This window comes from Paraburkholderia sp. CNPSo 3281, from assembly GCF_024206515.1.
Classification (GTDB): Bacteria; Pseudomonadota; Gammaproteobacteria; order Burkholderiales; family Burkholderiaceae; genus Paraburkholderia; species Paraburkholderia nodosa.
In genome coordinates this window covers 331,421-349,186 of record NZ_JAMBPS010000003.1, presented here as the reverse complement: position 1 = coordinate 349,186, position 17,766 = coordinate 331,421, and the positions used below count along the sequence as shown (strand labels likewise).

General features: G+C 64.7%; 15 protein-coding genes. 6 read left to right on the top strand and 9 right to left on the bottom strand.

Going from position 1 to position 17,766, the window contains the following annotated elements:
• Positions 1–92: 92 nt before the first annotated feature.
• From M3I56_RS05535 to M3I56_RS05510, 6 genes are all read right to left on the bottom strand, one after another.
• Entirely contained in the window at positions 93–1,364 is a 1,272-nt protein-coding gene (locus tag M3I56_RS05535) for a site-specific integrase (RefSeq protein ID WP_254352893.1), read from the bottom strand.
• A gap of 362 nt (positions 1,365–1,726) precedes the next feature.
• On the bottom strand, positions 1,727–2,020 hold the full coding sequence (locus M3I56_RS05530) for a hypothetical protein (RefSeq protein ID WP_254352892.1): 294 nt from the start codon (positions 2,018–2,020) through the stop codon (positions 1,727–1,729).
• Positions 2,013–2,186 carry a hypothetical protein gene (locus M3I56_RS05525; protein ID WP_254352891.1) on the bottom strand — a complete coding sequence of 58 codons (174 nt, stop codon included), beginning with the start codon at positions 2,184–2,186 and terminating at the stop codon, positions 2,013–2,015. Before M3I56_RS05525 ends, M3I56_RS05530 begins: the two co-directional genes overlap by 8 nt.
• A 334-nt stretch (positions 2,187–2,520) precedes the next feature.
• Positions 2,521–3,531, bottom strand: a complete 1,011-nt coding sequence (locus M3I56_RS05520; protein ID WP_254352890.1) for a serine protease — start codon at positions 3,529–3,531, stop codon at positions 2,521–2,523.
• Positions 3,532–4,165: 634 nt separating this feature from the next.
• Positions 4,166–4,438 (bottom strand): hypothetical protein, encoded by a 273-nt coding sequence (locus tag M3I56_RS05515; protein ID WP_028204216.1) that lies wholly within the window; start codon positions 4,436–4,438, stop codon positions 4,166–4,168.
• Between the two features lie 356 nt (positions 4,439–4,794).
• Positions 4,795–5,043 carry a hypothetical protein gene (locus M3I56_RS05510; RefSeq protein ID WP_042264780.1) on the bottom strand — a complete coding sequence of 83 codons (249 nt, stop codon included), beginning with the start codon at positions 5,041–5,043 and terminating at the stop codon, positions 4,795–4,797.
• 433 nt (positions 5,044–5,476) lie between these two features.
• Here M3I56_RS05510 and M3I56_RS05505 point away from each other — a divergent pair, with 433 nt between their 5' ends.
• The 5 genes from M3I56_RS05505 (at position 5,477) to M3I56_RS05485 (ending at position 9,199) form a co-directional block, all read left to right on the top strand.
• Complete coding sequence (locus M3I56_RS05505) at positions 5,477–6,091, top strand: glutathione S-transferase family protein (RefSeq protein WP_254352889.1); 615 nt, start codon at positions 5,477–5,479, stop codon at positions 6,089–6,091.
• 239 nt (positions 6,092–6,330) lie between these two features.
• The gene (locus tag M3I56_RS05500; RefSeq protein WP_254352888.1) at positions 6,331–6,540 is read left to right on the top strand and encodes a hypothetical protein; all 210 of its coding nucleotides are present in this window, start codon (positions 6,331–6,333) and stop codon (positions 6,538–6,540) included.
• 340 nt (positions 6,541–6,880) lie between these two features.
• On the top strand, positions 6,881–8,284 hold the full coding sequence (locus tag M3I56_RS05495) for an FAD-containing oxidoreductase (RefSeq protein WP_254352887.1): 1,404 nt from the start codon (positions 6,881–6,883) through the stop codon (positions 8,282–8,284).
• A gap of 10 nt (positions 8,285–8,294) precedes the next feature.
• The gene (locus tag M3I56_RS05490) at positions 8,295–8,669 is read left to right on the top strand and encodes a cupin domain-containing protein (protein ID WP_254352886.1); all 375 of its coding nucleotides are present in this window, start codon (positions 8,295–8,297) and stop codon (positions 8,667–8,669) included.
• A gap of 41 nt (positions 8,670–8,710) precedes the next feature.
• Positions 8,711–9,199 (top strand): metallophosphoesterase family protein, encoded by a 489-nt coding sequence (locus M3I56_RS05485; RefSeq protein ID WP_254352885.1) that lies wholly within the window; start codon positions 8,711–8,713, stop codon positions 9,197–9,199.
• Between the two features lie 68 nt (positions 9,200–9,267).
• Here M3I56_RS05485 and proP read toward each other — a convergent pair whose 3' ends face one another.
• From proP to argA, 3 genes are all read right to left on the bottom strand, one after another.
• Positions 9,268–10,725 carry a glycine betaine/L-proline transporter ProP gene (gene proP, locus M3I56_RS05480; RefSeq protein ID WP_375541681.1) on the bottom strand — a complete coding sequence of 486 codons (1,458 nt, stop codon included), beginning with the start codon at positions 10,723–10,725 and terminating at the stop codon, positions 9,268–9,270.
• A 654-nt stretch (positions 10,726–11,379) separates the two neighbouring features.
• Positions 11,380–11,655 (bottom strand): oxidative damage protection protein, encoded by a 276-nt coding sequence (locus M3I56_RS05475; RefSeq protein WP_028204208.1) that lies wholly within the window; start codon positions 11,653–11,655, stop codon positions 11,380–11,382.
• Positions 11,656–11,697: 42 nt separating this feature from the next.
• On the bottom strand, positions 11,698–13,089 hold the full coding sequence (gene argA / locus M3I56_RS05470) for an amino-acid N-acetyltransferase (RefSeq protein WP_254352883.1): 1,392 nt from the start codon (positions 13,087–13,089) through the stop codon (positions 11,698–11,700).
• A gap of 23 nt (positions 13,090–13,112) precedes the next feature.
• On the opposite strand from argA, the gene hrpA reads away from it, so the two are divergent.
• Positions 13,113–17,687 carry an ATP-dependent RNA helicase HrpA gene (hrpA, locus tag M3I56_RS05465; RefSeq protein WP_254352882.1) on the top strand — a complete coding sequence of 1,525 codons (4,575 nt, stop codon included), beginning with the start codon at positions 13,113–13,115 and terminating at the stop codon, positions 17,685–17,687.
• Positions 17,688–17,766 lie beyond the last annotated feature (79 nt).

Here is a 17,766-nt window from a genome sequence, read left to right as displayed (position 1 = left end):
GCCGACCATCGCGAGATCGAAGTGCGTCCACATGTTCACCTCCCAGTGTTGAGACAACCTTAGCAGGCCCGGTAGCGGGAATTCTAGCGAGCCTACGCCGAGCGCAATAGCGGCTCCGGCGAACGCGCAACGATCTCGCCAACGGCTTCCACATTACCGCGCCCTGCGGGACCCTGCCCGGCGCTTGCCAAGCCGTCCTGCGCCCATATCGTGACCGCCTCAGCGTGCGGCGCGAGGTGGTCGGGCGCCAGGTGCGCGTACCGTAAAACGTTCTCGTATTTCGACCAGCCGCCCAGCTCCATCAGCCGCGGCAACGGCGTGCCGCCCTGCACGTGCCACGACGCCCACGTGTGCCGGACATCGTGGAAGCGAAAGTGCTCGATGCCGGCGCGCTCCACTGCGCGGTTCCACTGCCCGATGTCCCACTTCGCGATCGGTTCGCCCTTGCGCACAAACACAAACGTGTTGTGCTTCCCGAGCTGGCGGCGGATCACTTCGACGGCTTCGCTGTTCAGCGGCACGCCGATTGGCCGCCGTGCCTTGGCCTGGTCCGGATGAATCCATGCCCTGCGCTTCACGAGATCGACCTGCGACCATTCCAGACCCAGCAGATTCGCCTGCCGCAGCCCCGTCGCGAAGCCCAGCATCGCCACATCGCGCATCCAGTCCGATGCGATTGCGTCGAGCAACCGTTGCGCTTCCTCGCGCGTGATCCAGCGGATGCGTTTCACGTTTCCCGGAATTGCTGGCAGGCTAGGCACGCGCTCGATCCACTCCCAATCCTTGAGGGCCGTGTTGAGCATGACGCGGATCGTCGAGAGATAAAGGTTTCGTGTCGTCTTCGAAACGGGCCGAGGCTCGCGCGTGCGCTGGTTGACCGTGGGCAACGCCGTGAAAATCTCATCGCGCGTGAGCGTCTCGAGCTTCCGGCCGGCGAAGTGCTGGCGGAAGTGCCGGATGTGTAACGCCTTGTTCACGTAGCCCGGTTCCCCTGCACTCTCCTGCAGGAACCGCAACGCCGCCTCGTCGAACGCGTGCGACGGCTTTTCGCCGAATTTCGCGAAGCGCCAGAGCTCGTGTTTCAGCTTGTCGTGGAGTTCCTGCGCTTCCGGCTTGTCGGTTGTGCCAGTAGTTTGTCTAATTCTCTTGCCGCCTGGCGTGCGGACATCGATGTACCAGACGTCGGAGCCATTTCGCCTGTAGATGGGCATGGCTTGATCTCCTCTTCGGTGGGCGTCGGTTGGAGGTTCTTGCTCGGCGAGGTCGCTTCGCGCAGTTTGTCCGGCCATACCCGCCAGGCCGACCCCACCTGAAAGAAGCCGAGCTTGTCGCGGTGCTCGTAGACGGTGCGGCGGGAAAGGCAAAGCAGGTCCGCAGCTTCCTGCAGGTTGAGGGCGCGCTGGTTCATATCTGGCCTGCGAGGCGGACTCTCGGGCACTGCAGGGGTACCCGGCGGATCCCCTCCTTCAGAAGGCTCATCAGGTGCCGGCTCGGGCGTCGCGGCGCGCGTCGCAGCCCGCTTGACCGGCACCGCCTTAGCAGTTGGCAGTGTGGCGGGGCTATGTGGCTCTCCGCCTTCGTGCTGAAGGCGCTCGAGAGCGTCGGCGGCCTGCCAGTCGAGCGATTCCTCCCGGCCGCGGCTGCGCGATGCGCGATGGCGGAGGCGCCTTACTACGTCATCGAGGTCATCCATGCTGCGCCTTCCGCATCGTTGCTCCTTTCTCGGTCACTCGTCGGGGGAAGCGCGATAACGCTGCGCATCGTCGGCGCGCTCCACTTCGTAATACATGGCGACTGCGACCAGCTCAAGCGCGTCAAGCAGTCCGCTTTGCGACTTGCGGCTGAGCGCGACCGGCTCGTCGTTGCCCTCTTCGAGAATGCTGTTGTTGATGAGCCTCGCGATCGTCTCGACGGCAGAAGACGCCCGACGCAGCGTGACGGATAGCCGGTTCTTCGACTCGATTGCATGCGGATCCCAGTCGAGAATCGTGGCGACATCGGGGAAGGTTACGTCAGCCATGATGCACCTCGGCGCGTGCGAGGTCCGCCAGCTGGCGCAGCGCTTCGCCGGTCACGTCGAGCGCGTCATAGACGGTCGGCGCCGTTGCGGCTTCGTGCAGGGCTTTGCGGATGATTTCGAGGGGAAGCTGAGTGTGCTCGGAACGAGCGGATGCGTTGCGACTCATGGTTTGGACTCCTGTGTTTTACAAGAGCCCGCCGCCGCTGCTAAACGGGTGGGCAGGCACATGGCAGGGTTAGCAGACCGGAACACAGGTACCGGCAGGCGCGAGCGCCTCCCCACCATGGCCCACCCGTAAAACTGGGCGCGCAATGATACTACGGACGAAAAAATACCGCCTGGCGGCGGCGGTCTGTCCGCCTGTGTTTCGCGGGCTGCTAAACCCGGTCGCTGTTGTCTCAGCGACGATTACAGAATAGGGCCGCATTCTGCGGAGGTCAAGCCGAACACGCGATTTTCTGCGACTTGTGGACGCTGCCGCACGTGCCAGAAAATTGCGGTCACTGCTGTGAAAAATACTGCTCGACGAGTTTCTTTATCTTGCCTGCCGGCTCGACGACGCCAATGCTGCCGATATTCAGAACTTCTGCGTAGACCGGCGAAACCTCGCCGGTCTTTGGGTCGGTGACCGTTATGTCGTGATCTTGCGCCCGGATCTTGGCCCGTTCACCTGAGTCCTGGACGACGATGCCAAGGAGCGAAGCCCCGCTGCTGACCACCAGCCCGCCTTGGCGGTTGAATCCCTGTGCGAGGTGAAAAACAGGACCGCCGCTATTGCCGTTGTATACGTTTGCGTCGATCAGGAATCGCTTTCCCAACGGGTCGATTGGGTCCGTCCACGACACGATCCCGGCACGTGCGAGTGGAGTAGTCAAATACTCTTCGCCAGCAATGGCGGGATAGCCGAGCACGATGACGTTACCCCCTTGATAGAGATCATCCTGGGTAGCGAAGTCTGAGAGCAGCACTGCGTGCACGGGTTGGTATTGCGACAGATCCGGCAGGGGAACAAGCGCTATGTCGCTCCCGTCCGGCAGTGATTGCCAAAGGTTCCTGCCATTCGAAACCAGCGGCACTCTCGCTCCGAAATCCGACGCGCCGGCAGAGTCGCCATGCGGGATGCGGATGTACATCTGACTTGGCACGTAGCCGCTTTTCGGATCAAACACGACATGCTTTGCTGTGATCAAGACACCGTGCTCGCTGTCGGCCGCGACGATGACAGCAGACCCGACGGTCATGAATCTCTCATGGCCACCATCGTTTACCACCTGGCCAACAGAGACAGTCGCGCGGCGAAAATGATCGAGGTAGTCGGGAGTTGCAACGCGCGTTGTCTGATTCGCATTGCCGGCTGGTGCCGTCGGCGTTTGCGCGGTGGCGCTGCCGCAGAGTGACAGGAAAGTAAGGCAAACCCCCGCTAACCTGCGCATATCGCCCCCGTAGAAGGTAAATTGACGCATCCGCGCCACACACGCTTCACGAAATTTAGCACGGCGAATGCGGTTCATCGCGGCCCGCGCGCCATCGAGATTCTTTGTTGGTATTTTTGTTGGTATGGCGGTCGTTGCCCGACAATGAATCCAGTCAGGACAAGAGTTTCCGGGATTTATTCGAGTCCGGTCCCCGCACCAGATGTTGTTCCAGTGGTTGTTCCAGCGAATTCCGCTGGATACCGGAAACCCGCGATGACTTGACGCTTCGCGGGTTTTTTATTGGCATGGCTTAATCCGTGCGGGCACACGAAGGGATCTGGCTACGGCGAAGGGGACAGCGGCAGAGGGCGGGAAAAACCCGGAGCAGCCGCGCAAAATGGCGGCGCGAGGATCGGTCGGGCGCTGCGCCGCAATAAGGCGCTTGCGCACTCAACGATTACCGATCTTTCCGGTCAGAGGATTGATCAGCCTTGCGAATCCGAACAAGGCCGCGATGCCAAAGGGGCAGGCGATGAAGAATGCGGTCAACATGACTCGGCCCTAAACGTAACAAAATGTATCGTCAGTCTAGCGCGGTCATGCGGTTTGGGTATCGGGGTGAACGACAACAAACTATTGCGCTAACGCGAGCAATTTGGTCTGCAACAGGGCGCTAACGGGCTGCAACGCCCGGTTGACGCGGATGAGCGAGAAGACTGTGCGGCCCCCATCAGATGCAGTCGAAGATTACTTCTACTGTCTGGGACGTCACGCCGCGCAGGCCTTCGCTGTGGATCTCGACCGTGTGCAACTGCTTCTTCTGTTTTTCGCAGTAGTCTTCGGCTTCGCTGAGCCCGGCTGCGCGCACGTGGTTCCACGAGACCAGATCCCAGCGCGCGCGGCTCGTGACGGTGAGATGCCCATCCTGTCTCGAATTGACGGCCGTCACCGATGTGCACGCCGCCAGCATGCTGACTCCAAACAACAGGATGCAACCTTTCATAGATTCTCCGTGGTCCGCGAGCATTCTCGCCGCCAACCCGGGGAATTGGCAACCGGCAGCGGTGCGCTTCGGCGCGCCAGGCGTGTTTGATGCAGTGGAACGCTGCCGTGCCGTAGGGCGCCTTCACGAACGGCCGCACGCGCAGCGCGGCCTCCGAATCGATCAGTGGACCGCGTCGACTCAGCAGACGGCGTGTGAATTTACCGGTGCCAGCGCCCAGGTCGACGACCGCACCCGAGGCGAAGGCCGGGGGCGTCGCGCAGCGAGGCGTTCACTTCGGGTAGGTAATCGGGACGGCCGCGGCCAACGTGGCCCGCGCCGCGAAACGCGTCTGGCGGTCGCGGCGCGCAGGGCGCTCAGTCGTGGGCGATCAGGTCGCCGACTTGACCCTGGCCCGAAACCAGACAGGAAGAGAGGAAGTTTTCGCTCTGGGCGCTCGCGCCGCGTTCGCCGAATCCGCGCACGAGTGCTTCGGCCTTGACGAGTGCGGAGCCCTGGGCACAGGTAAGCGAGCCAGCCTCGTGAGCCTGCACACGTGTCATGGCACGATTCGCGAGGAGGAGGGCGAGGACGATGACAACACCAACATTGAATGCCTGTCTCATGATTTCGTCTCCTTGTGCATTGAGACTATCTCAGCCGTTCGGCGTCCGAATCCAGGAGTTTCCCGGCGATGCACTGCAGCACATGTGGCGCGCAAAAACCCGCTTTCATGCAGTCTGCGTAATGCTTCGACATCCTTCGCTTGCACCCCACGCGCCGCTGCGCCTTGAGCAGCGCGGCACGGTAAAAAAGCGCCCGTACGCAGGATGGGGCGCTGCGTCGCAACAATGCCGCGACGCGTCAGATCCGACGTCTGCTAACAAATGTAGCCCCGTTGTGCGGCGAGCCGGACGTGGCACATCGACACGGTGTGTTTTTGCACAACGAGCCGTCTTGGCAGGGCGCCGATCCGGTTGTGCTCAACTCGTCTTGAAATGCGCCAGGGCTTCCTGCAAGATCGACGTCCGATCCCTTTTTTCTGTGCGAGGTGAACCCATGCAGTTGATCGGCATGATGGACTCCCCCTATGTGCGCCGCGTCGCGATTTCGCTCCATGTGCTGGGGCTTGAGTTCGAGCACCGCAGCATTTCGGTATTTCGGCAGTACGACGAATTTGCTCAGATCAATCCCGTCGTGAAGGCGCCGACCTTCATCGACGACGACGGCACCCAGTTGATCGACTCGACGCTGATCCTCGACTATCTGGATCGCAAAGTGCCCGCCGCGCAGCGGCTCATGCCGGAGGAGACGCAGGAGCGGACCTTCGCGCTGCGCGTGAACGGTTTCGCGCTCGCGGCCATGGAAAAGACGGTGCAGCAGGTCTATGAGCGCCAGTTGCGCCCGGCCGAGCGCCAGCACGAGCCGTGGTTCGAGCGCGTGAACGCCCAGATGCACGCGGCCTGGGCCGTGCTCGACCAGCTCGTGGCGGGCCGCGACGGCTGGCTGTGCGCGGGCCGCATCACGCAAGCGGACATCACCGCGGCCGTCGCGTGGCGTTTCAACCAGTACATGCTGCCCGGCTGCGCTGATCCCGCCCGATATCCGGCGATCGCCGCGCTTTCCGCGCATGCCGAGACGCTGCCGGAATTCGTTGCCACGCCCCTCGACTGAAGCGCGTCCGCACGGCCGGGATTCGCGCAAAGCACCGTTTGGCGCGGTAGCGCGCAATGACCGGCCGGCACGGCGGGCGCGCCGCCGGCCCTCCGCCTCCGCACTTGCTTCGATTGTTTGCGATTTTCGACAAGTGACTTCGCGGACGGCCCATTTATCGGCGCACGCTGCATTCCTAAAATGACAACCATTGAATGACCTTGCGTCAGTAGAACGCGGGGCATGCAGCGGGAGCGGTCATGAAATCCTTTATCGAACGACAGTTGTATCAGCCGGCATTGGTCCTCCCGATGGTGGACCTGATGCAGCTGATGGTGTCGCACGACTTCAACATGGGACAAGTCGGGCTGATGATGGCGACGCGCGGCGCGCGCGCCGCCTTCCTGCGCTCGCGCGAACTCTGGAGCGCGGGCCACGGAGAATGTGCGCCCACCGATTGCGTGCACTGATCGTGTGCTGATTGCAAGCAGATGGTTCCCCAAACTCTTTAACGACTGGATCTCCAGCTACAGATCGAACGCCTGACGCAAGCGCACCCGGCGTTCGCCGATCCCCCTGACGCGCAACGGCTTCGCCCGTTTGCTGTTGTGACGTCACCCTGTGAGCCGCCTCAACGTGTGAGGCGGCTCTTTTTTTGCGCCTGCGCTCTCCATCGCAATACACGCCGATACGGACCCGATACGCTGAACCACGCTGCGCGCGGTGGCCATTCGTCGCGCGTAAGATGGCGCGATCGGCCGCCTTTCGCGACTCGCGGCTCAATTCGCGTCAACGGCAAAGGAGAGCGGCATGGCACAACGTTTCGATGCGATCGTGATCGGCACGGGGCAGAGCGGCCCGCCTCTCGCGGTGCGGCTTGGCAAGAGCGGCCGCAAGACTGCGGTGATCGAGCGCGCGTCATTCGGCGGGACCTGCGTGAACGTGGGTTGCACGCCGACCAAGGCGTATGTCGCCTGCGCGCGTGCTGCCCACGTTGCGCGCCATGCGGCGGACTTCGGCGTGCAAATCGGCAAGGGCGCGCAGCCGGGTGACGTTCGCGTCGATCTTGCGTTCGTGAAGGCTCGCAAGGAGCGCATCATCGCGGCGTCGCGCGATGGCGTCGAGCAGTGGTTGCGCCATGCGCCGAACGTCACCGTGCTCAAGGGTCACGCGCGCTTCACGGGCGCGCATACGGTGCGCGTGGCCGCGCACGACGGCGCGCAGGTCGATCTCGAAGCGCCCGAGATCTTCATCAACACGGGCACGCGCGCGCTGATTCCCGCCATTCCCGGCGTCGAAACGATCCGCTACGAAACCAATTCGACGCTGCTTGCGCTGGATGAACTGCCCGAGCATCTGGCGATCTGCGGCGGCAGCTACGTGGCGCTCGAATTCGCGCAGATGTTCCGCCGCTTCGGCAGCCGCGTGACGGTGCTCGTGCGCGGGCAGCGCGTGCTCGCGCGCGAGGACGAGGATCATTCGCGCGCGGTCCAGGACGTGCTCGCACGCGAAGGCGTGGAATTTCGCTTCGGCGCAGAGCCGCGCAGCGTCGCGCCGCTGGATGGCCAGGCGGGCGTGCGTATCGTGCTCGACAGCGGTCCGCTCGACGTTTCGCATCTGCTCTTCGCGACCGGCCGCCTGCCGAACACGGACGATCTGGGGCTGGACGCCGCGGGCATCGAGCGCGACGCCCACGGGCTCATCGCAGTGGACGGCCAGTTGCGCACGCGCGCGCAGGGCATCTGGGCGCTCGGCGACGTGAATGGCCGCGGCGCGTTCACGCACACGTCATACGACGACTATCAGATCGTCGCGGCGAATCTGCTGGACGGCAAAGTGCGCAGCGCCGACACACGTATTCCCGCCTACGCGGTGTACGTCGACCCGCCGCTCGCGCGCGTCGGCATGAGCGAGCGCGAAGTGCGCGCGCTTGGCAAACCCGCGCTCATCGCCACGATGCCGATGTCGCGCGTGGGTCGCGCGCGCGAACGCGGCGAGACGGACGGCTTCATGAAGGCCCTGGTGGACCCGCAGACGCAGCGGATTCTCGGCGCGGCGATCTTTGGCATCGAGGGCGACGAGGCGATCCACACGTTCATCGACACGATGACGGCCGACGCGCCCTATACGACGTTGCAATACGCGATGCACATCCACCCGACCGTGAGCGAGCTGGTGCCGACCTTGCTCGACGGTCTGAAACCACTTCAATGAGCGCTTTTGCATGAACGAATCGAACACGGCCGCATTCGGCAATCTCTTCGCAGGCATTCATCACGACGCCAATGATGAGCGCACCGACACGCTCGTTTCGCGCGGCGAGGTGCTGATCGAGCGCATCGTCTCCACGGGCCAGGCGAGCCCGCCGGGTTTCTGGTACGACGACGCGCGCGAGGAGTGGGTGGCGCTTCTCGCCGGCGCGGCGACGCTGGAATTCGAGGACCCGGCAGCGCCGCCGCGACGCCTGCTGCCCGGCGACTACGTGCACATCCCGGCGCACTGCCGTCATCGTGTGTCATGGACCGATCCGACCGTGCCGAGCGTGTGGCTCGCGGTCTATGTGGGCGCGGCGCCAGGGGAGGGCGACGGCGAGGCATGAGCGCGGCGATAATCGGCAGTGTTCAACCAAAAAGCAACGGCATGTCCGCGAAACATCCGCCGCTTCCGCTACGTATTGCCCTGGTTTCCGACACGCACAATCTGCTGCGTCCGGAACTGCTCGCCTTCGTCGAGGGCGCGGACGCCATCGTGCATGCGGGCGACATCTGCGATCAACGCGTGCTCGACACGCTCGCGGCCATCGCGCCGCTCACCGCCGTGCGCGGCAACAACGATCATGGCGCGTGGGCCGAGGCGTTGCCGGTGCAGACCATCGTCGCGTTGGGTGGGGTTCGGCTTGCGGTGGTCCACGAACTGCCCGATCTGCAGGGCGATCCTGCAGCCGATGGCATTGCTGTGGTCGTGAGCGGGCATTCGCACCAGCCCGCGCTCGAAACGCGCGCGGGCGTGCTGTACGTGAACCCTGGCAGCGCGGGGCCGCGCCGCTTCAAGTTGCCGATCTCGGCGGCGATGCTGACGATCGGCAGCAAGGGCGCACTGGAGGTCGAGCACGTCAATCTCGTCGAATAGCACTAAGCGAGCGCGCAAGAAAAAAGGCCAGCACGAAGCTGGCCTTTTTGCGTTTCAGCGGTGCCGTATCAGGCGCGCACGGCGTTGGCGACGGCGTATTCCTCGTCGAGTTCGCGCGCGAGACGCACCCCGCGCAGTACCGCGTGCGCTTCCGCCCTGGTGCTCACGCTCGGCGCCGAGCCCGGCAGCGGGCGGCGCGCCGTTTCATGCAGCGCCAGCACCGAAATGATGCCGATCACCGCCGCGCCCATCAGGTAGTACGCGGGCATCATGAGGTTCTGCGTGTGTTCGACGAGCCATGCCGCCACGAGCGGCGTGGTACCGCCGAACAGCGACACCGACACGTTGAAGCCGATGGCGAGCGCGCCATAGCGGATCGCGGTCGGGAACAGCGCCGGCAGCGCCGAGGGCATCACGCCCGTGAAGCACGAGAGCAGCGCGCCGAGAATCAGGAGACCGAAAAACACCGGCACGAGCGCGCCCGTCTGGATCAGCGTGAGCGACGGGATCGACAGCAGGATCAGGCCCACGCAGCCCGCGAGCATCACGGGCTTGCGGCCCACGGCGTCGGACAGGCGGCCGAACGCGAGCGTCATCGGCATCATCAGCACCATCACGATCAGCACGAGGAAGAGGCCGTGCGTCTCGTTGAAGTGCAGCGTTGCCGAGAGGTAGCTCGGCAGGTACGACAGCGCCATGTAGTCGGTCACGTTGAAGATCAGCACGAGACCCACGCAGAGCAGGAAGGGGCGCAGATGCTGCGTGAGGAGCGAATGCAGCGTGAGCTTCGGGCGCGTGTGCTCTTCGGCTTCGCGCAGTTCCGCTTCGCGCTTGAACGCGGGCGTTTCTTCGAGCTTCGTGCGGATATAGAGACCCACGAGGCCGAGCGGACCCGCGATCATGAACGGCACGCGCCAGCCCCAGTCGAGCAGCTGCTGGTGCGAGAGCGCGGCGGTCAGCACGGCAACCGTGCCCGCGCCGAACACATAGCCGATCAGCGTGCCGAACTCGAGGAAGCTGCCCATGAAGCCGCGGCGCTTGTCGGTGGCGAATTCGGCGATGAAGGTCGCCGCGCCGCCGTATTCGCCGCCGGTCGAGAAGCCCTGCACCAGGCGCGCCACGAGCAGTAGCGCGGGCGCGGCAATGCCGATCGACTTGTACGAGGGAATCAGGCCGATGGCGAAGGTGCCGCAGGCCATCATGATCATCGTCATCGCGAGCACGCGCTGGCGGCCGATGCGGTCGCCGAGCGGCCCGAACACCATGCCGCCGATCGGGCGCACGACGAACGCGGCCGCGAACGTGCCGAACGTGGCGATGAGCTGCGCCGAAGGGCTGCTCGACGGGAAGAACACCTGGCCGAGCGTGACGGCGATGTAGCTGTACACGCCGAAGTCGAACCATTCCATGGCGTTGCCGAGCGCCATGGCGCCGACGGCGCGTTTGAGGAGGCTTTTATCGACGATCGTGATGTCGTCGAGGGTAAGGTCGGTCTGGGCCGACGAGCCGGAAGTGGAAGCGGTCAAGGTCTGCATCTCCAATGACTGCGACGAACCCACGAGGGCTCGCCACGGTTGCCGGAGAGTACCGTTTCGCGATAGCGGCGACATTTCGCGCACGGCTCGCCGCGTGACGTCAGAGACGAGGGCGGGCCGATGGTGCATCGCACAAGGCGAGCGGCGCACGAAAGCAATGCTGAAGTGTCGCGAAACGACACTCGGACGAATTGTGTTTAACGTTGCGCCTGCGTGGCCGTGGAAGGGGGGCAGGACGCATGAGGACGCTGGACCGGCACGAGGTGCCTGGGGTTGCCTGGTCAAAGCGCCGCTGAAACGAAAAAGAAGCCCGCGTGGCGGAGCGTTCCTTTTGTCATATGCGCATTCGGGATAATGGCGTTTTGGGGCGCCGTGCCAAATGCAATTGATGGCTAATGCCTGTTGAACGAGGCCACATGGTAGCACGATAACGGAAGATCGCGCAAACCTCGGCATCTGCGGGGATTCGGGGCGCGGGCTGGAAGGCCCATGTGGCGGGGGATTGCGCCGTTTTGATGGAACCGTTCCGCGGCCTGGAAAGCGCATGAAGCGCATAAAAAAACCGCGCCGGGGGCGCGGTTTTTGCGGAGCATTATGCTGCGTTTGTGCGGCTCGGGGACAAATCCCGGCGCGCAACGGAAGGCCTTAGCCTTCGGTCGGCGGCACGTAGCCCGAAGCCTGGTCGGCGCCTTCGCCGAAGAAGAACTTCTCGGTCTGCTTCATCAGGTACTGGCGCGCGCGCGGATCGGCCATGTTCAGCCGGTTTTCGTTGATCAGCATGGTCTGCTGCTTGAGCCACTGCTGCCATGCCTCTTTCGAGACGTTTTCGTAGATGCGCTTGCCGAGCTCGCCCGGCAGCGGAGGAAAGTCGAGGCCTTCGGCTTCCTTGCCGAGCTTCGCGCATTGGATCATACGGGCCATGCTGTGCTTCTCCTGTAGTCGTATGTGTGGGTGGCAGCGCGCTCAGAGCTGTTTCATCAGCACGAGCGATTTGCGCTGCCAGTTATAGAGGCGGCGGCGGTCTTCGGGCAGGTCGTCCACTGTAACCTTGACGAAGCCGCGCTTCAGGAACCAGTGTTCGGTGCGCGTGGTGAGCACGAAAATGCGCGTGAGGCCGCGCGCCCGCGCGCGCTGCTCGATGCGGCGCAAGAGGCGTTCGCCGTCGCCGGAGCCCTGTGCTTCGGGCGAGACCGTGAGGCACGCCATTTCGCCGATACGCTCCTGCGAATACGCGTAAAGCGCCGCGCAGCCGAACAGCACGCCATCGTGCTCGATCACCGAGAAGTGGTCGATGTCGCGCTCGATCTGGTGACGCCCGCGCCGCACGAGCGTGCCGTCAGTTTCGAGCGGCTCGATCAGCGTGAGAATGCCGCCGACGTCGTCAGGCGTAGCTTCGCGCAGGCTTTCCAGATTCTCGTAAGAGATCATGGTGCCCACGCCGTCGTGCAGGAACAGTTCGAGCAGCAAGCCGCCGTCGAGCGCGTAGGGAATGATGTGCGCACGGCCCACGCCGCCGCGGCAGGCGCGAATGGAGTGCTTCAGATAGAAGCCTTCGTCGCCGAGCACCGTGCCGCCTTCTTGCAGCTTGTAGGCGTCGTCGAGTGACATTTCGCGGATCAGCTCGCCTTCCTCGTCGATCAGGCCTTGCGTTTCCGTGAGGAAAACGATCTTGTCGGCGCGCAGCGCGATGGCCGCCGCCGAGGCGACGTCCTCCATCGACAGATTGAACGCCTCGCCCGTGGGCGAAAAACCGAGCGGCGAGAGCAGCACGAGCTTGCGGCTCGCGAGCGAGTGGCGGATCGAATCGGCGTCGATCTTGCGCACGACGCCCGTATGCTGGAAGTCCACGCCGTCGAGAATGCCGACCGGCCGCGCTGTCACGAAGTTGCCCGACACGACGCTGATGTGCGCATGCGCCATCGGCGTGTTCGGCAGACCCTGGCTGATCGCGGCCTCGATATCGAGACGCACTTCGCCGGCGGCTTCCTTCGCGGATTCGAGCGCGCGGGCATTGGTGATGCGCATGCCATGCGAGAACTCGGATTCGACGCCGTGCAGGCTCATCTGCTCCTCGACCTGCGGGCGCGAACCGTGCACGAGTACGATCTGGATGCCCATGGCCTGCAAAAGCGCGATGTCGGCGACGAGCGCGTTGAGCAGGTTCTGGTGCACGACCTCGCCGCCGAAACCGACGACGAAAGTCTTCCCCTGGAACGCGTGGATGTAGGGCGCGACCGATCGCATCCAGTCGACGAACTGCGCGTGCTGCGCGACGAGCTGCGAAGCGGAATCCGCAGCGGCCGTGGATGCCGGCGTGCTGCCGGTGGCGGGGACGAGGTCGGTTTGGGAATTCATGCCCGGGATTATAATGCGCCCCCATGTCGAATGTACCCAAAAGACCTGCCTCGGCGCAGGGCAGCAACACCCCGGCCGGGAAGGAAACGGCGCAGGACGGCGCGAAAGCGAAAAGCGCGTCGCAGAAGTATGGCGACGGGCAAAAGCTCGCGTCGACGGACAAGCTTGGCGCGCTGGTGGGCGGCGCGCGCGTGCAGGACAAGCGCGCGGAGCAGACGCAACCGCAGACGCAGCAGCAGACGCCGCCGCGCGCGGAGCAGCGCCCGGATCAGCGCCCTGAGCAGGGAAGCGAAACGAAGGCCGCGCCGCAGTCACAATCTCCATCGCGAGGTGAACCGCGTACGGAGCGCAGCGCCGCGCAGCCGGCCAGGCCACGCGAGGTGCGCGACGATCGACGCCCGGCGCAGCGAAACGCGCCGCGAGACCGCTCCGGCGAATCGCGCGAGGCGCGCGCCGAGGCGCCGCGCAATCAACCGCCGCGCGCGCAGCAACCCCCGAAGCAGGCGAAGCCGCAGAACCCACCGAATCCGCAGCGACCCACAAAGCCGAAATCGGAACATGCGCCGCGCCCCGGCAACGAAGACGAACGTGAACGTGAACGTGATCGCGCGCCGCGCGCTGAACGCCAGGAGCGTCCGCCGCGTGCACCACGCACGAGCGTCGAGCCGAACAAGGTGCCGCCCATCACGTTCCCCGAAGCGCTGCCGGTCTCCGGCCGACGTGAGGAAATCGCGCGTGCGATTGCGCAGAATCAGGTCGTGATCGTGAGCGGCGAAACGGGCTCGGGCAAGACCACACAGTTGCCGAAGATCGCGCTCGCGCTGGGCCGCGGCCTCGGCGCGGGCGGCACGGGATTGATCGGCCATACGCAGCCGCGCCGGATCGCGGCTTCAGCCACGGCGCGACGCATCGCCGACGAACTTAATACGCCGTTCGGCGAAGTGGTCGGCTATAAGGTGCGCTTCACCGACAATCTCTCGCCGGGCGCCTCGGTCAAGCTCATGACCGACGGCATTTTGCTCGCAGAGACGCAAACCGATCCGCTGCTCAAGGCCTACGACACCATCATCATCGACGAGGCGCACGAGCGCAGCCTGAACATCGACTTCCTGCTCGGCTATCTGAAGGAGATTCTGCCGCGCCGGCCCGACCTCAAGCTGATCGTGACTTCGGCGACCATCGACGCCGATCGCTTCGCGCGCCACTTCGGCAGCGAGGAAAAGCCCGCACCGGTCATCGAGGTGAGCGGGCGGCTGTATCCCGTCGAGGTGCGCTATCGCCCGGTGCAGGAAGACAGCCCGGCGGTGAAGAACGCGCAGGGCACGACGGGTCGCGAAAAAGGCGCGAAGTCGCAACGCGATACCGATCGCGACCTGATGGAAGCGATCGTCGATGCCGTCGACGAACTCTGCCGCGAAGGCTCGGGCGACGTGCTCGTGTTCCTGCCCGGCGAGCGCGAAATCCGCGACGCGGCAGAGGCGCTGCGCAAGCATCATCCGCCGCACACGGAAATCCTGCCGCTGTTCGCGCGGCTTTCCGCGCAGGAGCAGGAACGCGTATTCAAGCCGTCGAACGCGCGCCGCATCGTGCTCGCGACCAATGTGGCCGAAACGTCGCTTACGGTGCCGGGCATCCGCTACGTGGTCGATACGGGCCTCGCGCGCGTGAAGCGCTACTCGTACCGCAACAAGGTCGAGCAGTTGCAGATCGAGTCGATTGCACAGGCGGCGGCGAGCCAGCGCGCGGGCCGTTGCGGGCGTGTCGCGGACGGCATCTGCATCCGGCTTTACGAGGAAGCGGATTTCATCGCGCGGCCGCGCTTTTCCGATCCGGAAATCCTGCGCTCGTCGCTCGCCGCCGTGATTCTGCGCATGAAGTCGCTGCATCTCACGGCGATCGAGACGTTCCCGTTCATCGAGCCGCCGCCGGGCCGCGCGATCGCCGACGGCTATCAGCTGCTCAACGAGCTCGGCGCCGTGGACGACGACAACGCGCTCACGCCGCTCGGCCGCGAACTCGCGCGCCTGCCGCTCGATCCGCGCGTGGGCCGCATGATTCTCGGCGCACGCGACGAGCAGGCGCTGCGCGAAGTGCTCATCATCGCGAGCGCGCTTTCGGTGCAGGATCCGCGCGAGCGGCCGATCGAGGCGCAGGAGCAGGCGGACCAGGCGCATCGCCGTTTTGCCGACGAGCGCTCCGAGTTTCTCCAGTGGCTCAAGATCTGGGCCTGGTTCGAAGAGGCCGTCGCGCACAAGAAGTCCAACCGGCAACTGCTCGATGCCTGCCGCGCGAATTTCCTCTCGCACCTGCGTCTGCGCGAATGGCGCGACGTGCATTCGCAATTGCTGACGGTGGTGCGCGAGCATGGCTGGCGCATCAACGAAGCGGATGCAACCTACGAGCAGATCCATCACGCGCTGCTCACGGGCCTGCTCGGCAATATCGGCCTGAAGGCCGACGACGAGCCGCATTACCTCGGCGCGCGCGGCATCAAATTCCATCTGTGGCCGGGCTCGGCGCTAGTGAAGAAGGCGGGGCGCTGGGTGGTGGCGGCCGAACTCGTCGAAACGAGCCGCCTCTACGCGCGCTGCATCGCGAAGATCGAGCCCGAGTGGCTGGAGAAGGTCGGCGCGCATTTGCTGAAGAAGTCGCTCTCCGAGCCGCATTGGGAAAAACGCGCGGCGCAGGTGAGCGCGTTCGAGCGCGGGGTGCTGTATGGCTTGACGGTGTATCAACGCCGGCGCGTGGCGTTCGGCAAGCAGGACCCGGCGCGTGCGCGCGAACTCTTTATTCGCGGCGCGTTCGTGGAAGGCGAATTCGACACGAAGCTCGCGTTCTTCGCGCACAACCGCAAGCTGCTCGCCGATATCGAGCAGCTGGAACACAAGTCGCGCCGCCAGGACGTGCTGGTCGACGATGAGCTGATCTACGGCTTTTACGATCAGGCGATTCCCGAAGGCATTTACTCGGGGGCGTCGTTCGAGCGCTGGTATCGCGACGAGGTGAGGAAGGGCGGCCAGCACGAGGACAAGCTGCGTCTTTTGTACCTCTCTCGCGACGACCTGATGCGCCACGAAGCAGCGGGCGTGACGACCGAGCTGTTCCCGAAGCGCATGACGATGTCGGGCGTGGCGATGGCGCTCACGTATCACTTCGAGCCGGGCTCGCCGCGCGACGGCGTGACGCTCGCGGTGCCGCTCTACGCGCTCAACCAGGTGGATGCGCGCCGCTGCGAATGGCTCGTGCCGGGTATGCTCAAGGAGAAGGCGCAACTGCTCCTGAAGTCGCTGCCGCAGAAGCTGCGCCGCCACTGCGTGCCGCTGCCCGAGTACGCGGCCGGCTTCGCGGAGCGCGTGGGCGGCGAGCGTTTCGGTGCGGGCGGGCTCATGGAAGCGCTGATCGCCGACGTGCGCGAGCAAAAGCAGATCGCCCTGAAGTCCGCCGACTTCAAGCTGGAGACGCTGCCCGCGCACCTCTTCATGAACTTCAAGGTGATCGACGAGCACGGTCGCCAGCTCGCGATGGGCCGCAACCTCGCGCAACTGCGCGCCGAACTCGGCGCGCAGGCGCAGCAGCAATTCCAGAAGCTTGCGAGCGCGACGGCGCTCGCCGCGCTGGAAACGCATGCGCAGGGCGGTGAGGCACCGCAGAACGCTCCGGTCGAGCGCGCCGCAAACCACCACGCGCCGCAAAAGAGCAATGCGCCTCATACGCCCGCGACGGGCGACGCAACGCCCGCCACGGCGCTCTACGAAAACCTCTCGACGTGGAATTTCGGCAAGCTGCCCGAGCTGCTGGAAATCCGCCGGGGCGGACAGACGCTGTTCGGCTATCCGGCGCTCGTCGATCGCGGTACGCACTGCGACGTCGAGGTGTTCGATTCGCCGGAGGAGGCCGCGCGCATCCATCGCGCGGGGCTGCGCCGGCTCTTCGCGCTGCAGCTGCGCGAGCCGATCCGCTACCTGGAGAGGAACCTGCCGGGTCTGCGCGAGATGGCGATGCAGTTCATGGCGCGCGCCACGCAGGAAGAGCTGCGCGACCAGCTGGTCGAACTCGCGCTCGATCGCGCCTGCCTGCAAGACCCGCTGCCCGACGACGACGCGAGCTTCCACGCGCGCAAGGACGAAGGCCGCGGACGTCTTTCGCTGCTCGCGCAGGAAATCGCGCGTCTGGTGGGGCAGATTCTCGCGGAATACGCGTCGTTGGCCAAAAAACTCGTGCAGGCCAAGGCCTTCGGCGCGCCGGGGGCGGACATGCAGGCGCAGGTCGACGCGCTCATCGGCAAGCGCTTCATTCTGGAGACGCCCTATGCGCAGCTCGTGCATTTCCCGCGCTACTTGAAGGGCGTCGCGCTGCGTATCGACAAGCTGCGCGCCGACCCCGCGCGCGACGCGCGCCAGGCCGCCGAATTCCAGCCGCTCGCGCAGCAGTATCAGCGCGCGCTCTCGCAGCGCGGCGGCGTGTTCGATCCGCGTCTTTCGGAGTTCCGCTGGCTGCTCGAAGAGCTGCGCATCTCGCTCTTCGCGCAGGAATTGCGCACGCCGATGCCGGTTTCGGTCAAACGCCTCCACAAGGTATGGGAATCGATGCAGCGATAAGGCGCATTACGGGCCATAACAGTTGTTCGACTTGTTCGAAAAAGGGGCGCTTAATTGCGCCCCTTGCATATTTCAAGGG

Excerpts from the sequence above, each read along its gene's own strand:
- M3I56_RS05500 (WP_254352888.1), top strand. The coding sequence starts at position 6,331 with ATGAAATCCTTTATCGAACGACAGTTGTATCAGCCGGCATTGGTCCTC.
- M3I56_RS05530 (WP_254352892.1), bottom strand. The coding sequence starts at position 2,020 with ATGGCTGACGTAACCTTCCCCGATGTCGCCACGATTCTCGACTGGGAT.
- M3I56_RS05525 (WP_254352891.1), bottom strand. The coding sequence starts at position 2,186 with ATGAGTCGCAACGCATCCGCTCGTTCCGAGCACACTCAGCTTCCCCTC.
- M3I56_RS05495 (WP_254352887.1), top strand. The coding sequence starts at position 6,881 with ATGGCACAACGTTTCGATGCGATCGTGATCGGCACGGGGCAGAGCGGC.
- M3I56_RS05505 (WP_254352889.1), top strand. The coding sequence starts at position 5,477 with ATGCAGTTGATCGGCATGATGGACTCCCCCTATGTGCGCCGCGTCGCG.
- M3I56_RS05490 (WP_254352886.1), top strand. The coding sequence starts at position 8,295 with ATGAACGAATCGAACACGGCCGCATTCGGCAATCTCTTCGCAGGCATT.
- M3I56_RS05515 (WP_028204216.1), bottom strand. The coding sequence starts at position 4,438 with ATGAAAGGTTGCATCCTGTTGTTTGGAGTCAGCATGCTGGCGGCGTGC.
- hrpA (WP_254352882.1), top strand. The coding sequence starts at position 13,113 with ATGTCGAATGTACCCAAAAGACCTGCCTCGGCGCAGGGCAGCAACACC.
- M3I56_RS05485 (WP_254352885.1), top strand. The coding sequence starts at position 8,711 with ATGTCCGCGAAACATCCGCCGCTTCCGCTACGTATTGCCCTGGTTTCC.
- M3I56_RS05475 (WP_028204208.1), bottom strand. The coding sequence starts at position 11,655 with ATGGCCCGTATGATCCAATGCGCGAAGCTCGGCAAGGAAGCCGAAGGC.
- M3I56_RS05510 (WP_042264780.1), bottom strand. The coding sequence starts at position 5,043 with ATGAGACAGGCATTCAATGTTGGTGTTGTCATCGTCCTCGCCCTCCTC.
- argA (WP_254352883.1), bottom strand. The coding sequence starts at position 13,089 with ATGAATTCCCAAACCGACCTCGTCCCCGCCACCGGCAGCACGCCGGCA.
- M3I56_RS05520 (WP_254352890.1), bottom strand. The coding sequence starts at position 3,531 with ATGAACCGCATTCGCCGTGCTAAATTTCGTGAAGCGTGTGTGGCGCGG.